This window comes from Cupriavidus sp. CER-90, assembly GCF_057652055.1.
This window is the reverse complement of record NZ_JBYGYM010000002.1, coordinates 3,014,284-3,028,953: the sequence shown is the minus strand read 5'-3', so window position 1 is coordinate 3,028,953 and position 14,670 is coordinate 3,014,284. Positions and strand designations below refer to the sequence as shown.

The following is a 14,670-nucleotide window of genomic DNA, read 5'->3' as shown; positions in this document are numbered from 1 at the left end:
TTTCAAACAAGGCATCGGGCGACCATGGGAATCGGCGTACTGTGCGGGCTGCTGGCCGGCGCGTTATGGGGAATGGTATTCATCGCCCCCAAGCTGCTGCCGGCATTTTCCCCCTGGGAACTGGCGATCGGCCGCTATCTGGCGTACGGCCTGGTGGCCCTGGTCGCCGCCCTGCCGCTGATGCGCCGCATTGCCCGCAAGCTGACACGCCCCGACTGCGTGGCCCTGTTGCGGCAGGCCTTTACCGGCAACCTGCTTTACTACGTGCTGCTGGCGTTCGGCGTGCAACTGGCGGGCGTCGGCCCCACGTCGCTGATCATCGGCATCCTGCCGATCTCGGTCACGCTGATGGGCCGGCGCGACCATGGTGCCGTGCCGCTGCGCCGCCTGACACTGCCGCTGCTGGTCGTGGCGGCCGGCATCGCCTGCATCAACGTCGACCTGTTCGGCGGCGGTGGCGGCGCACACGGCGCGGCCGTGGCGGACGCAACGATCCGCCCCGTGTGGCAGAAAATCGCCGGTGTGCTCTGTGCGGCTGGGGCGCTGGCCTGCTGGACGCTCTACGCCGTGGACAACGCGCGCTACCTGCAGCGGCACCCGCACTTCAGCGGCAACGAGTGGTCGGCGCTCTATGGGCTGGCCACCGGGCTGGTGTCGCTGATCCTGGCAATCGCCGGCTGGTTCGCGTTCAGCGACACGCTGACGGCCCCAGGCAGCGCCCGGGACTGGCAGTGGTTCTGGACCGTCAATGCCGCCGTTGCGCTGGGAGCGTCGCTAATTGGCAACAATCTCTGGAACATTTCGAGCCGCAGGTTGCCGCTTACGCTGTCCGGTCAGATGATCGTCTTCGAGACGCTGTTCGCGCTGGCATACGGGTTCGTGTTCGATCACCGCTGGCCGCGGCCGCTGGAAATCGCCGCCATTGTGTTGCTGATGGCCGGCGTGGCTTGGTCGGTCCGCTTGCATGCGACGGACAAGTCTCAGTAGACTAGCGACCAATGCCGGGTGGGTCACACGAAAGTCAACCCCACTGGCGACTGATGCCAACACAACCCGCTCGACCCGCTCACGATTTCGCCATGAAACGATCGTCCGCGCTGTACCTGCTGATTGCCGCAAGCCTGGCCATTCCCGGCACCGCCTTCTCCCAGTGGCAATGGAAGGACGCCAACGGCCGCACGGTCTACAGCGATGTTCCGCCGTCGCCATCGGTGCCTGAACGGGCCATCCTGGCCGCGCCGGGCCGGGTAGCCGGCGCCTATCGCCCGCTGGAAACGGAAACCGCCAAGGCTGACGGCAACCCGACGTCGACGGGCAGCGCCCGCATGCAGCAGGTCAGCGCCAAGGCCAAGACCGACAAGCCCGTCGATGCCGACGAGGCATTCCGCGAGCGCCGCGATGCCCGCATCAAGGCCGATCTGGAAGCTGCCGCCAAGGAACGCACCCAACTGGCGCGCGAGGAACGGTGCCAGCAGCTGCGCAACTACGCCACCGGCCTGAGCGCCGGCGTGCGGGTGTCCCGATCCGGTGCTGACGGCGCCCCGATGCGCCTCAACGACGACGAGCGCACGGCCGAACTGGCGCGCACCAACGATTCGATCAACCAGCAGTGCAGCGGCTGACGGACTGATGCCTTGAAGGCGGGAGCCCCTGTTCAGGCGCCCTGCCCGCCTCCGCCGCGCAGCCATTTCTGGCCCTCGCGCATCCCGGATGCCCGGGTTTTCTGCACGCGCTTGCGCCGGGCGGTCTTGGGATCCGCCGTCAGGACACGGTAGATTTCCACCCGATCACCCTGGCGCACCACGGTATCCAGCGTTTTCAGCTTGCCGTAGATGCCCACGCGCATTGTCGTGGGATCCACTTCCGGGTGGGCCTCGGTCAGCCCGCTGGATTGAATGGCGCCGACGATGGTCGTGCCCTCCGGCACGGCAACTTCCTTCAGGAATACGGCATCCGGACGGGCATAGCAGACCGAAACGCGGACGGTCGCCGATGCTTCATCCTTGCTTGGCATAGACCACCTCGGCCCGTTTGACAAAGGCATCCACAAACGTGTTGGCGATCACGCTGAACGCCGGACCGATGATTTTTTCGAGAATGACGCTCGAAAATTCGTAATGCAGGTGAAATTCGATCTTGCAGGCGTCGGCGCGCAACGGCGTGAACCGCCAGGAACCGTTGAAGGTCTTGAAAGGACCGTCCGCGAACGTCATATCGATACGAGTTGGACGCTCCTGGGTATTGCGCGTGTGGAAATACTGCTTGATGCCGCTGAAATGGATATGGATCTTCGCATCGAGCAGCGTGTCGGTTTGCTCGAAGACCTCCACGCCACCGCACCATGGGAGGAACTTGGGATAGTCCTCCACGCGCGTGACCAGGTCGTACATCTGTTCGGCCGAAAAGCCGAGCAGGACGGATTTATGGACGTCTGCCATGTATTCGGGTTGCGGGCACCTCGGGACTGGGCCGGGCCGGAGCGGTTTGCTAAAATCAGGATTTTAGCCGACAGCCGCGAACACGGCACGCCCTGTCGCGCTCGGCCGCAGTCATGTTGCTGCGCACCCTCACTGCCGCCGCCCTGCCAGGCCGCGCCGGTCAAATTTAGGAAATCACCTCCCGCATGACGATCGCTGACAACAAGAAGGCCTTTTTCGACTACTTCATCGAAGAACGCTATGAAGCCGGAATCGTGCTGGAAGGCTGGGAAGTCAAGGCGATCCGGGCGAACCGCGTGCAGATCAAGGAAGGTTATGTTGTGGTGCGCAACGCCGAAATGTTCCTGATCGGCGCCCACATCAGCCCGCTGCAAAGCGCCTCCACGCACGTCACTCCCGATCCGGTACGCACCCGGAAGCTGCTACTCAAGGCCGACGAGATCAGGAAACTGATCGGCAAGGTGGAGCAGCGCGGCTATACGCTGGTGCCGCTGAACCTGCACTACACGCGCGGCCGCATCAAGTGCGAAATCGGCCTGGGCAAGGGCAAGAAGCAGTTCGACAAGCGGGAGACCGAAAAGAACCGCGACTGGCAGCGCGAGAAGGCGCGCCTGATGAAAAGCGAGAAGGAATGAAGAACGGAGGCCTCGGCCTCCGTTTTCGTTTCGTTTTCGTTTTTCAGCGATGCCAGATGGCGTCAGAGCACCTTTTCTACCTTCTGGCCCTTCACGATCTGCAGCGCAGAAGCAATCATCGAGCTCATCTCGCCGAGATTGCCCGGCACGATCAGGGTATTGCCCTGCTTGGCCAGGTTGCCAAAGGCCGCGACGTATTCCTCGGCCACCTTCAGGTTGACCGCCTCCGTACCGCCCTCCCCGCGAATGGCGTGGCCGATTTTCTCGATGGCCTGCGCATTGGCTTCCGCCACGGCCAGAATGGCTGCGGCCTCGCCCTGCGCCTTGTTGATGGCCGCCTGCCTTTCCCCTTCGGACTTCTGGATGGCGGCTTCACGCGCGCCCGAGGCCAGGTTGATCTGCTCCTGGCGCTTGCCCTCGGACGCGGCGATCAGCGCCCGCTTCTCGCGCTCCGCCGTGATCTGCGCCTGCATCGCGTGCAGGATTTCCTTCGGCGGCGTAAGGTCCTTGATCTCGTAGCGCAGCACCTTCACACCCCAGTTGGCCGCCGCCTCGTCCAGGGCGTTGACCACGCTGTGGTTGATGAATTCGCGCTCCTCGAACGTCTTGTCCAGTTCGAGCTTGCCGATGACCGACCGCAGCGTGGTCTGCGACAACTGGGTGATAGCCACCACGAAATTGCTCGATCCGTACGAGGCCTTCATCGGGTCCGTCACCTGGAAGTACAGCACCCCATCGACCTGCAACTGCGTGTTGTCCTTGGTGATACAGACCTGGCTCGGCACATCGAGCGGGATTTCCTTGAGGATGTGCTTGTAGGCCACGCGGTCGATAAACGGCACGACAATCGACAGGCCCGGCGTCAGCGTCGCGTGGTAGCGCCCCAGCCGCTCCAGTACCCAGGCGTGCTGCTGTGGCACGATCTTGATGGACTTCGCAATCAGTACGATGGCGGCAATGAGCAGAATCAGCGGAAACAGACCGAGCTGATAGGCAAGCATGTACGACTCCCGTCAAAGAGAAAAAACTGCAAGGCAGAGGCAAGCGCCAGGCTAGCGCGGCGACACGATAAGCGTGGCGCCGCGAACTTCGATGATTGTGTAGCGCCCCGGGGAGGGGTCGGTCCCGGGAGCCAGCTCCACGGTCCAGTCGGCGCCGCGATAGGGCACGCGGGCGCGACGGAAGGCATCCCAGGCGGAGACTTCGACTTCCTGTCCGATATCGAGGTTCACGTCGGGGTTGGTCGCGGCATCGCTACGGCGCAGCCGGCCGAAGCGTGTGCGCCGCATCGCCACGATGGCCACGATGGCAACCACTGCCGCGGTAACGGTCTGCACGGGTACCTCGGCACCCAGCAGCGCGGCAATGCCGCCGGCTGTCACACCGCAGGCGACCATCAACAGATAAAACGTGCCGGTGGCCATTTCCGCGATCAACAGCACCACGGACGCGGCAAACCAAAAGTAGTACGACGTCATCCCGTTCCTTTCCAGCCAGCCAGACACCAGCCCGAAAAAACAAAGCCCCCGCCAAACGCCTGCGGCGTCTGCGGGGGCAGTTGGAACACCTGACCGCAGGGCCGGTGCCACACGGCGCGCCGGCCCATCAGGCCGGACGCCGCTAGTTCGGGTACGTCGCTATTGTGACGCGAAATGCCTCAGGAAGCCAGTTGCTGCCAGGTTTCCACGACCGAATCAGGATTCAGCGAGATCGACTTGATGCCTTCCTTGGCCAGCCAGGCTGCAAAGTCCGGATGGTCCGAAGGGCCCTGGCCGCAAATGCCGACATACTTGTCCAGGCGCAGCGCCGTGGAAATGGCGCGCTGCAGCATGAAACGCACCGCCGGATCGCGCTCGTCGAAGTCCTTGGCCAGCAGTTCCATGCCCGAATCGCGGTCCAGGCCCAGCGTCAGCTGGGTCAGATCGTTCGAGCCGATCGAGAAACCGTCGAAGAATTGCAGGAACTCTTCGGCCAGAATGGCGTTCGACGGCACCTCGCACATCATGATGATGCGCAGACCATTCTCGCCGCGCTTCAGGCCGTGCTTGGCCAGCAGTTCGATCACGCGCTCGGCCTGGCCCAGCGTCCGCACGAACGGCACCATGATCTCGACGTTGGTCAGGCCCATCTCGTCGCGCACGCGCTTCATGGCCTTGCATTCCATCTCGAACGCTTCGGCGAAGTCGTCGGCGATGTAGCGCGAAGCACCACGGAAGCCCAGCATCGGGTTTTCCTCGTCCGGCTCGTAGCGCGAACCGCCGATCAGCTTCTTGTACTCGTTCGACTTGAAGTCCGACAGGCGCACGATCACAGGCTTCGGATAGAACGCGGCACCGATCGTGGCCATCCCTTCGGCCAGCTTGTCCACGTAGAAGGCACGCGGGCTGGCGTGGCCACGGGCCACCGATTCCACGGCCTTCTTCAGGTCGGCATCGACCTGCGGATAGTCGAGAATTGCCTTCGGGTGGACGCCGATGTTGTTGTTGATGATGAATTCCAGGCGAGCCAGGCCAACACCGTGGTTCGGGATCTGCGCAAAATCAAACGCCAGCTGCGGATTGCCGACGTTCATCATGATCTTGGTCTCGATCTCCGGCATTTCGCCGCGCATGACCTCGGTGACCTCGGTTTCGAGCAGACCGTCGTAGATGCGACCTTCGTCGCCCTCGGCACACGACACCGTCACCAGCGTGCCGTCTTTCAGCACATCGGTGGCATCGCCGCAGCCGACCACGGCCGGCACACCCAGTTCACGCGCGATGATCGCGGCGTGGCAGGTACGGCCGCCACGGTTCGTGACGATCGCCGCGGCACGCTTCATCACCGGCTCCCAATTTGGGTCGGTCATGTCGGCCACCAGCACGTCGCCAGGCTGCACACGTTCCATCTCGGACGGATCGTTGATCACGCGGACCGGGCCCGTGCCGATCTTCTGGCCGATTGCACGGCCGCTGGTCAGCACCGCGGACGTGCCCTTCAGCTTGAATCGCTGCTCGGCCTTGCCCGCCGACTGGCTCTTCACGGTTTCCGGACGCGCCTGGAGGATATAGATCTTGCCGTCCTTGCCGTCCTTGCCCCATTCGATGTCCATCGGGCGGCCATAGTGCTTCTCGATGATCATCGCGTAGCGGGCCAGCTCGTTCACATCGTCATCGCTGATCGAATAACGGTTGCGCAGCTCGGGCGGCACGTCCACGGTCTTCACGCGGCCGGCTTCGCCCGGCTTGGTGAATTCCATCTTGATCAGCTTCGAGCCGATCGAACGGCGGATGATGGGGTACTTGCCGGCTTGCAGCGTCGGCTTGAAGACGTAGAACTCGTCCGGGTTCACGGCACCCTGCACCACCGTTTCGCCAAGACCATAGCTCGACGTGATGAACACCACGTCCGGGAAGCCCGACTCGGTATCGATCGTGAACATCACGCCCGAGGCAGCCAGGTCCGAACGGACCATGCGCTGGACGCCGGCCGACAGGGCCACCACGTCGTGGGCGAAGCCCTTGTGCACGCGGTAGGAAATGGCGCGGTCGTTGTACAGCGACGCGAACACGTGCTTGATCTTATCGAGCACGTCGTCGATACCGCTGACGTTGAGGTACGACTCCTGCTGGCCGGCGAACGAAGCGTCGGGCAGATCTTCGGCGGTGGCCGACGAACGCACGGCGAACGATGCCTCGGCGCCTTCGCGCGCCGACGCGCGTGCATAGTGCTCGCGGATTTCGGCCTCGAGGCGCGGCTGGAACGGCGCCGAGGCCACCCAGTTGCGGATCTCGGCACCGGCTTCGGCCAGGGCCTTCACGTCATCGACGTCGAGCGTCTTCAGGCGTTCCGAAATGCGGGCGGTCAGGTTGTTGTGTTCGAGGAAGTCGCGGAATGCCAGTGCGGTGGTGGCAAAACCGCCGGGAACGCGCACACCGGCGCCGGCCAGCTGCGAGATCATCTCGCCAAGCGACGAATTCTTGCCGCCGACGGTCTCCACGTCCTGCATGCGCAATTCTTCGAACGGCAGCACATAGGCGCCATTATTTACCTGGTTGGTCATAAAAGCCTCAAAACAAAGTAAGAAATCTTTTGCACCGACCGGTATGTTGTTGGAGTTCTGGCCCCGGCGGATCGCTTGGCTGAGCAATTCCGTGTGACATCGGACGCTTCCGATGCTGCAATGCACATTGTCGACAATTCGGCGCCAAATCGTTGCCTGGCTGGGATTGGCGGAATTGCTTAGCCAAAAGATCGCCGCTATTCTACCGTGCCGCACCGCACTTTCGCTCGGCGGCTGCTCCAAAATAATTGTTCAGACATGTCCCTGCCCGAAGCGCCTGACGCGTCGCAACCCGCGCCAGCCCTGACTTCCCAGTCTTCTTCATCCGCTGCCGGCGCCCAGCCTGCGGCTGCGACGGCACCTGCGGATCGCCCTGCCGTGCGTACGGTTTTCATTGTGTCGGATGGCACAGGCATCACGGCGGAGACGTTCAGCCATTCGATCCTGGCCCAGTTCGAGATGCGCTTCCGCAAGGTGCGCATGCCGTTCGTCGACACGCCCGAGAAGGCGCATGTGGCCGTCAGCAAGATCAACGAGGCGTTCTACAACGAGGGCGTGCCGCCCATCGTCTTCACCACGCTGGTCAACGCCGAGTCCAACAAGGCGATGCGCCGCGCCAAGGGCATGATTCTGGACATGTTCCAGACGTTCATCGAACCGCTGGAAAAAGAGCTGGGACTGAAGTCCACGCATGCGATCGGCCGGTTTCACCAGAACGCCGATACCGAGGCCTACAAGAACCGGATCGAGGCGATCAACTTCTCGCTGGCGCATGATGACGGTCAGTCACACAAGAACCTCGAGGACGCCGATGTGATCCTGGTGGGCGTGTCGCGCAGCGGCAAGACGCCAACCAGCCTGTATCTGGCCATGCAGTACGGCCTCAAGGCCGCCAATTATCCGCTGATCCCCGACGATTTCGAGCGTGGACGTCTGCCTTCGGCGCTCTACGCGTTCAAGCCCAAGATCTTCGGGCTGTCGATCGACCCGCAGCGGCTGACCGAGATCCGCAACGAGCGCCGGCCGGGCAGCAAGTACGCGGCGGTTGAGAATTGTCGCTACGAGGTCAACGAAGCCGAGGCGATGATGCGCCGCGAAGGGATCAAGTGGCTGTCGTCGACCCACAAGTCGATCGAGGAAATCGCGACGACGATCCTGCAGGAAATCAAGGTCGACCGCGATAACTATTGAAACGCGCGATTTTTGAGAATCGTCTTCTTGGCGGGTGATGGCTGGAGGTGAAAGATGACGTCATCGAACGTTTTCTTTCATGAACCATGTCCATCACCATGTCAGCTGATCCGCTTTCCAGCCTCCCCGACGCGGCCGATCCCACCCGCGCTCGCCAGCACCGCTACCCGCCGCGCCACGACTGGCGCATGGCCGCCACCATCTTCACTGCCGTCTTCGTCGCCCTCGGCGGGATCTTCGCCATCCTCGATTACTCCGGACGCCAATCCGACAAGACGACCGACAACATCTATTACCGCTTCGATATGGTGGATGAGCGGCTCGGCGTGATGGACCGCCAATCCCAGGCAACCGACAAGCGATTGGATGGCATCGACCGCCGGATCGACAGGCTTGAAGTGAAGGTTGACGAGGGCTTCGCCAAGGTCGACCGGCGACTCGACAAGATGGACGAACGCTTCGACAAGATGGACGAACGCTTCAACAACCTCGAAGTCGGGCTCGGCAGGAAGTTCGACCAGATAGACCGGAAATTCGCCCAGATCGACGGGAAGATCAGTCAGATCGCGGACGTCCTGCAACTCCTGGTCGAACAGAAGGCCAGTTCAGGCGCCACGGAAGCCGGCCAAAAACTGGGCAGCCGCCCTCGCTAACAGCGCTCGCTCAGCCTGTCCGCCGCTGGCGTACCGCTTCAAACAGGCAGATGGCGGTCGCTGCGGCGACGTTCAGCGATTCCAGGCCACCGGGTTGCGGAATGCCGACCTTGCGCGAGACGCGTGCCATCCACTCCTGGCTCACGCCCGCGCCCTCGTTGCCGACGACCCAGCCTACTGGCTGGCGCAGGTCGGTATCGAACACGGTGGCGTCGGCATGCGAGGACGTCGCAAGCAGCGGCACGGCCAGCCGGGACGCGAGCATGTCGAGTGTGCAATGCTCGACGATATTGAGATGGAAATTCGCACCCATGCCGGCACGCAGTGTCTTGACCGACCAGGCGAATGCACAGCCGGTGGTCAGGAACGCGTGAGGAATGCCAGCCGCCGCGGCACTGCGCAGGATCGAGCCGACGTTGCCCGCATCCTGGACGCCATCGAGGATGATGCAGTCTGTCGCAATCTGCGCTGGCAGATGACCCGCCGGCGTCTCGATCACGAACAGCAGGTCGATGCCGTTCGCCACATTGCTGATCTGGCTGAACAACGCGTCGGCCAGCACGACGACGCGTTCCGGCTCGACCTGGTCGAGCAGGTGCCGCACTTCGGCATGGTCAACATGACGTTCGCCTACGACGCAAGAGACTGGCTGACCCAATGCGGCAACGTAGGCCTGCGCGAGATGCACGCCGTCCAGCACCGATTGCCCGGCCTTGCGACGTTGATGCGTAGACCCGATCAGGGCCTTCAGGTGCTTGAACAGCGCGTTATCGCGCGAAGTGACGTGCTTCAAGGGGGTGATGTCTTAGAAAGGCGGCGCTTCCTGGGCCTGGGCCTGGGTCATGCCGTTGACGCGTTCCAGCGCCAGGCGGACCGGCGCGAACGACCGCCGATGATGCGGTGTGGGACCATGCCGATCCAGCGCAGCAAAATGTTGAGGCGTCGGATAGCCAAAATGCGAATCGAAGCCGTAATCGGGATACTGCGCGTGCAATTCCCGGAGATTGCGGTCACGCGCAACCTTTGCCAGGATCGACGCGGCCGAAATGGCACGCACCTTGGCGTCGCCCTTGACGATCGCTTCCACAGGAAAAGCCACTTGCGGGCAACGATTGCCGTCCACCTGGACCAGATCGGGAATTACGCCATTGGCGGCAAGCCCTTGAACGGCGCGCTGCATGGCCAGCATCGAGGCATGGAGGATATTGATCGAATCGATTTCCTCGACCGTTGCAAAGGCGATGTGCCAGCCCAACGCCCGCTCGCAGATCCTGTCGAACAAGACCTCCCGCTTTTCCGCAGTCAGTATCTTCGAATCGGCGAGCCCGCGGATCTGGCGGTCCGGATTCAGCACGACAGCCGCCGCGTACACGGGCCCTGCCAGCGGGCCACGGCCCGCTTCGTCCACGCCACAAAGGCGCTGGACCACGGCGACCGTCTGCGTCAGTGCAAGCCCCATCTGGCCAACATTGACTGCCTTGATGCGCGGCATCACACAGCCCCCCGAGTGTGGAGCAGATCCGCCACCACACCGGCCGCCAGCCTCGACGTATCGCGCTTTAGTGTTTCATGCATGGTCGTGAAATGTTCACGCAGGAATGCAATATTGCCTTCGTCATTGAGCTGCAACAGCGTTTCGCGCGCCAGCGCCTCTGGCGTGGCATCGTCCTGCAACAGTTCGGGCACGACAAAGCGTCCCGACAGAATATTAGGCAGTCCGACGTACGGCAGATAGCCCTGTCGTTTCATGATTTGTGCAGTCAGCCAGGGCACCTTGTACGAGATCACCATCGGCTTTTTGTACAGCGCAGCCTCCAGCGTCGCCGTGCCGCTCGCCAACAGGATCACATCGGCAGACTCCATCGCCAGATGTGACTGTCCATCCACAATTGTCAGATCGATCTCGGGATGCTGCGCGTGCAGACCTTCCACAATGGCATGGAGGGCCGGCGAGGCGGCGGGCAACACGAATGCCAGATTCCCGTCCATACGGTGCATGCGCGCCATGGCCTCGAAGAAAGTGGCGCCGAGATTCCGGACTTCGGACTGTCGGCTGCCCGGCAGCACGGCCACGATGCGCTTGTTTTCCGGGAGGCCCAGCTTGGCGCGGGCGCCGGCCACATCGGGCACCATCGGAATCACATCGGCCAGGGGATGACCGACGTATGTCGCCGGGATACCCGCCTTGGCGTAGATCTCCGGCTCGAACGGAAACAGACAGAGGATATGGTCTACCGCACGCGCGATGGTACGAATGCGACCGCCTCGCCAGGCCCAGATCGACGGACTGACGAAATGGACGACGGGTATGCCGGCGCGCCGCAGCGGAACTTCGAGACCGAAGTTGAAATCCGGAGCGTCGACACCAATAAAGCACAGTGGCGGCTGGGCCAGCAGTTGGTCGCGAATGGCCCGACGCGTGGCCAGAATCTCGCGCAGCGACCCCAGGACTTCCACATAGCCGTTGACGGAAAGTGTTTCCATCGGCCAATGCGAGACAAACCCTTGCGCCATCATGCGGCGGCCACCGATCCCGGCATAGTCAACCGACTCGCCCAGCCGGGCGTGCAATCCTTCCAGCAATAGCGAAGCCAGCAGATCGCCGGATGCCTCGCCAGCAACCATGGCAATCGTGCCACGCTTGTTTACATGAGCTTCCGCGTCAGCGGGAAGCACGGCCTGCATGGCTGCCTCGACCATGTCCGGCTGACGTCTAGCGCACGATGCCGCGTTGGGTCGCGGCGAGGAACTCGACGAAGGCCTTTAGCGGCGCCGCCGTGGTGGCATCCGACTGGCCCAGCATGGTCGAAATCTCGTTGCGGGCATCGTCGAAGCTGAGGTCCGACTTGTACAGCAGCTTGTAAGCCTGACGCAGCGCCGCGATCTGGGCCGCATCGAAGCCGCGCCGACGCAGCCCCTCGACGTTGATGCCATGCGGCGTGGCCTTGTTGCCACTCTTGTCGCTCGCGGCAATCACGAACGGCGGCACGTCCTGGACCAGTGCCGAAGCCCCTCCCAGCATGGCATGCGCGCCAATACGCACGTACTGATGCACGCCGCTCATGCCGCCAAGAATCGCCCAGTCGCCCACTTCCACGTGGCCGGCAATCTGCGCATTGCTCGAAAACACCGTGTGGTTGCCCACGCTGCAGTCGTGCGCGATATGCACGTACGCCATGATCCAGTTATCGCTGCCGATGCGGGTCAGGCCGCGATCCTGCACGGTGCCCGTGTGGATCGTCGTGAATTCGCGAATCGTGTTGCGATCGCCAATCTCGAGCCGGGTGGGCTCGTTGGCATACTTCATGTCCTGCGGCACTCCGCCCACCGAGGCATATGGCCCGATGCGGTTCCCCTCGCCGATCGTGGTATGCCCCTCGACCGTGGTATGCGAGCCGATCCGCGTGCCGCTGCCGATCCGCACATTCGGACCGACGATCGAGAACGGGCCGACTTCCACATCGGCGGCGAGTTCAGCCTTCGGGTCGATCAGTGCGGTGGGATGGATTTGCGTCATACGTACTGTCCTGTGCTATCAGTTCTGCTCGGTATCGGGAAGATCAGGCCTCGGCCTGCTTGACCGTGCACATCAGCTCGGCTTCGCAGGCGACCTCGCCATCCACGGTGGCGCTGGCCTTGAACTTCCAGATGCCGCGAATGTAGCGTTCCACGGTCACGTTCAGGTGCAACTGATCGCCGGGATACACCACGCGCTTGAAGCGGGCGCCGTCGATGCCGACGAAGTAGTACAGCGCGCCTTCCTTGCGCTCCATGTCGGCGCCAAAGGTCAGCAGGCCGGCCGATTGCGCCAGCGCCTCCAGAATCATGACACCCGGCATCACGGGTTGTTCCGGAAAGTGGCCCATGAAGTACGGCTCGTTGATCGTCACGTTCTTCAGGGTCTTGATCCGCTTCTGCGGTTCAAACTCGAGCACGCGGTCGACCAGCAGGATCGGATACCGATGCGGCAGCAGCTTCAGGATCTTGCGGATGTCGATATCGGAGGCTGTCATGATGATTTCTCTTCGTCTTGTTTGCTATTAACCCCGGCGGACGTGCCGCGCAGCCGGCGCTCCAGTTGCACCACACGCTCGCGCAGCTTCGACAGGCCGCGCACGATGGCCGCGTTGCGTTCCCACTCGCCATGCGACGTGAACGGGAACACGCTGGTGAAATGCCCACCGGGTTTTGTAATCGATTTGGTAATCGAGGTACCGCCGGACACTGTGGTCCGGTCGGCGATATTCAAATGTCCGGAAAAATTGGCCGCGCCGCCGATCACGCAGAACCTGCCGATCTTCGTACTGCCCGAAATCGCGGCCGTACCGGCAATCACGGTATGCGCGCCCACATGGACGTTGTGGGCGATCTGCACCTGGTTGTCGATCTTGCAGCCGTCCTCGATGACGGTATCGGCCATCGCGCCGCGGTCCACGCAGGTATTGGCGCCAATCTCCACATCGTTGCCCAGCACGGCTCGCCCCACCTGGGGAATCTTGACGTACTCGACCCCGCCCGGCCCGATATCGGGCGCAAAGCCAAAGCCATCGGCACCAATCACCGCACCGCTGTGCAGGATGTTGCGCGCGCCCACCACGCAACGATGATAGACAGAAACATTGGCGTAGATGAGCGTATCTTCGCCGATCTGCGCGCCTGCGCCGATAAAGGCATTTGCCAGGACGCGGACCCGCTCGCCCAGCCGCGCGCCGGCCTCGATCACCACGTTCGGACCGATAAAGCACGACGCCGGCACGACCGCGTCGGGCGCTACCGTTGCACGCGGGTCGATGCCCGTACGCGGATCGGCATTGGCGACGCGATCGAAACGCTGGGCCACGCGCGCAAAGCAGACGTACGGATTGCGCGCCACCAACCAGTTGCGGCCGTCAGCCTGCCCATCCGCGCGAATGCGCTCCAGATCCGCCGGCGACACGATCACGGCACCGGCCTTCGAAGCCAGCGCCTGCGTCAGGTAGAGCGGATTGGAAAGAAACGACAGATCGCCGGGACCGGCCTGGTCGAGCGGTGCCAGACCGCCCACGGCCAGGTCGGGATCACCCACAACCTGCGCGCCGTTCTCGGTGGCGAGCTGACCCAGTGTGGGTGTCTGCATGGCGGTACTTCCTTGAAAAATCGTAAAGCGGCGCGCGAGCGCCCGCCGCTTACTTGCCGGAGCTGGCGTTCAGCGCCTTCATCACGTCGTCCGTGATGTCGATGCGCGGATTGACGTAGACCGCTTCCTGCACGATCAGGTCGTACTTGCGCTGCTCGGCCAGCTGACGGATCACGCGGTTGGCGCGCTCCAGCACCTGGGCCAGTTCTTCGTTACGACGCTGGTTCAGGTCTTCGCGGAATTCGCGCTGCTTGCGCTGGAACTCACGATCGAGGTCGGCCACTTCGCGCTGACGGCGCTGGCGGTCGGCGTCGGCCAGCACGGCGGTGTCCTTGTCGAGCTTGTCGGCCATGGCCTTGATCTTCTGGGCCATGTCCTGCAGTTCGCGGTCGCGCTTGGAGAATTCCTGCTCGAGCTTGACCTGGGCGGCCTTGGCGGGCTGCGAGTCACGCAGGATACGCTCCGAGTTCACCGCGGCAATGCGCGCCTCCTGAGCCATCGCCGGGGCCGCCGCGCAAAGGGCCGCAGCGGCCAGCGCGGCCGCGCTCAGGGATTTGATCAGTGGAGTGTGGAGTTTCATCAAACAAATCCTTTT

The 14,670-nt window shown here is 62.9% G+C and carries 17 protein-coding genes; 5 read left to right on the top strand and 12 right to left on the bottom strand.

Annotated features, from left to right (window positions below; all coding sequences use genetic code 11):
- The first annotated feature begins 24 nt into the window (after window positions 1-24).
- Together AC24R4_RS24425 and AC24R4_RS24420 are read left to right on the top strand one after the other, a co-directional pair.
- Window positions 25-987, top strand: coding sequence for a DMT family transporter (locus AC24R4_RS24425; RefSeq protein ID WP_400395067.1), 963 nt, complete (start codon window positions 25-27; stop codon window positions 985-987).
- A gap of 92 nt (window positions 988-1,079) precedes the next feature.
- The gene (locus AC24R4_RS24420) at window positions 1,080-1,622 is read left to right on the top strand and encodes a DUF4124 domain-containing protein (protein WP_487523730.1); all 543 of its coding nucleotides are present in this window, start codon (window positions 1,080-1,082) and stop codon (window positions 1,620-1,622) included.
- A 32-nt stretch (window positions 1,623-1,654) separates the two neighbouring features.
- On the opposite strand, the gene AC24R4_RS24415 is transcribed toward AC24R4_RS24420, so the two are convergent.
- Complete coding sequence (locus AC24R4_RS24415) at window positions 1,655-2,014, bottom strand: RnfH family protein (RefSeq protein WP_487523729.1); 360 nt, start codon at window positions 2,012-2,014, stop codon at window positions 1,655-1,657.
- On the bottom strand, window positions 1,998-2,438 hold the full coding sequence (locus tag AC24R4_RS24410) for a type II toxin-antitoxin system RatA family toxin (RefSeq protein ID WP_066735285.1): 441 nt from the start codon (window positions 2,436-2,438) through the stop codon (window positions 1,998-2,000). Before AC24R4_RS24410 ends, AC24R4_RS24415 begins: the two co-directional genes overlap by 17 nt.
- Window positions 2,439-2,623: 185 nt before the next feature.
- Between AC24R4_RS24410 and smpB the strand changes: the two genes are divergently transcribed.
- On the top strand, window positions 2,624-3,073 hold the full coding sequence (smpB, locus tag AC24R4_RS24405; RefSeq protein WP_092599990.1) for an SsrA-binding protein SmpB: 450 nt from the start codon (window positions 2,624-2,626) through the stop codon (window positions 3,071-3,073).
- 62 nt (window positions 3,074-3,135) lie between these two features.
- On the opposite strand, the gene AC24R4_RS24400 is transcribed toward smpB, so the two are convergent.
- The 3 genes from AC24R4_RS24400 to ppsA all read right to left on the bottom strand — a co-directional run bounded on the left by AC24R4_RS24400 (window position 3,136) and on the right by ppsA (window position 7,115).
- On the bottom strand, window positions 3,136-4,074 hold the full coding sequence (locus AC24R4_RS24400) for an SPFH domain-containing protein (protein WP_153947777.1): 939 nt from the start codon (window positions 4,072-4,074) through the stop codon (window positions 3,136-3,138).
- A gap of 51 nt (window positions 4,075-4,125) precedes the next feature.
- On the bottom strand, window positions 4,126-4,551 hold the full coding sequence (locus AC24R4_RS24395) for an NfeD family protein (protein ID WP_153947778.1): 426 nt from the start codon (window positions 4,549-4,551) through the stop codon (window positions 4,126-4,128).
- Window positions 4,552-4,730: 179 nt separating this feature from the next.
- Complete coding sequence (ppsA, locus tag AC24R4_RS24390) at window positions 4,731-7,115, bottom strand: phosphoenolpyruvate synthase (protein ID WP_400395655.1); 2,385 nt, start codon at window positions 7,113-7,115, stop codon at window positions 4,731-4,733.
- Between the two features lie 258 nt (window positions 7,116-7,373).
- Between ppsA and ppsR the strand changes: the two genes are divergently transcribed.
- Window positions 7,374-8,306, top strand: a complete 933-nt coding sequence (gene ppsR, locus AC24R4_RS24385; protein ID WP_400395658.1) for a posphoenolpyruvate synthetase regulatory kinase/phosphorylase PpsR — start codon at window positions 7,374-7,376, stop codon at window positions 8,304-8,306.
- 86 nt (window positions 8,307-8,392) lie between these two features.
- Window positions 8,393-8,959, top strand: coding sequence for a hypothetical protein (locus tag AC24R4_RS24380; protein WP_487523728.1), 567 nt, complete (start codon window positions 8,393-8,395; stop codon window positions 8,957-8,959).
- Between the two features lie 10 nt (window positions 8,960-8,969).
- Here AC24R4_RS24380 and AC24R4_RS24375 read toward each other — a convergent pair whose 3' ends face one another.
- The 7 genes from AC24R4_RS24375 to AC24R4_RS24345 are packed head-to-tail and all read right to left on the bottom strand — an operon-like array spanning window position 8,970 to window position 14,655.
- Window positions 8,970-9,752 carry a TrmH family RNA methyltransferase gene (locus AC24R4_RS24375; protein WP_487523727.1) on the bottom strand — a complete coding sequence of 261 codons (783 nt, stop codon included), beginning with the start codon at window positions 9,750-9,752 and terminating at the stop codon, window positions 8,970-8,972.
- A gap of 12 nt (window positions 9,753-9,764) precedes the next feature.
- Complete coding sequence (gene rnhB, locus AC24R4_RS24370) at window positions 9,765-10,451, bottom strand: ribonuclease HII (protein WP_487523726.1); 687 nt, start codon at window positions 10,449-10,451, stop codon at window positions 9,765-9,767.
- Complete coding sequence (lpxB, locus tag AC24R4_RS24365) at window positions 10,451-11,644, bottom strand: lipid-A-disaccharide synthase (protein WP_400394190.1); 1,194 nt, start codon at window positions 11,642-11,644, stop codon at window positions 10,451-10,453. Before lpxB ends, rnhB begins: the two co-directional genes overlap by 1 nt.
- Window positions 11,645-11,672: 28 nt before the next feature.
- Window positions 11,673-12,476 carry an acyl-ACP--UDP-N-acetylglucosamine O-acyltransferase gene (lpxA, locus tag AC24R4_RS24360; protein ID WP_153947785.1) on the bottom strand — a complete coding sequence of 268 codons (804 nt, stop codon included), beginning with the start codon at window positions 12,474-12,476 and terminating at the stop codon, window positions 11,673-11,675.
- Window positions 12,477-12,519: 43 nt separating this feature from the next.
- Window positions 12,520-12,972 carry a 3-hydroxyacyl-ACP dehydratase FabZ gene (fabZ, locus tag AC24R4_RS24355; RefSeq protein ID WP_061958372.1) on the bottom strand — a complete coding sequence of 151 codons (453 nt, stop codon included), beginning with the start codon at window positions 12,970-12,972 and terminating at the stop codon, window positions 12,520-12,522.
- Entirely contained in the window at window positions 12,969-14,075 is a 1,107-nt protein-coding gene (gene lpxD, locus AC24R4_RS24350; protein WP_400394187.1) for a UDP-3-O-(3-hydroxymyristoyl)glucosamine N-acyltransferase, read from the bottom strand. Before lpxD ends, fabZ begins: the two co-directional genes overlap by 4 nt.
- A 49-nt stretch (window positions 14,076-14,124) precedes the next feature.
- Window positions 14,125-14,655 carry an OmpH/Skp family outer membrane protein gene (locus AC24R4_RS24345; protein ID WP_092600018.1) on the bottom strand — a complete coding sequence of 177 codons (531 nt, stop codon included), beginning with the start codon at window positions 14,653-14,655 and terminating at the stop codon, window positions 14,125-14,127.
- Window positions 14,656-14,670: the final 15 nt, after the last annotated feature.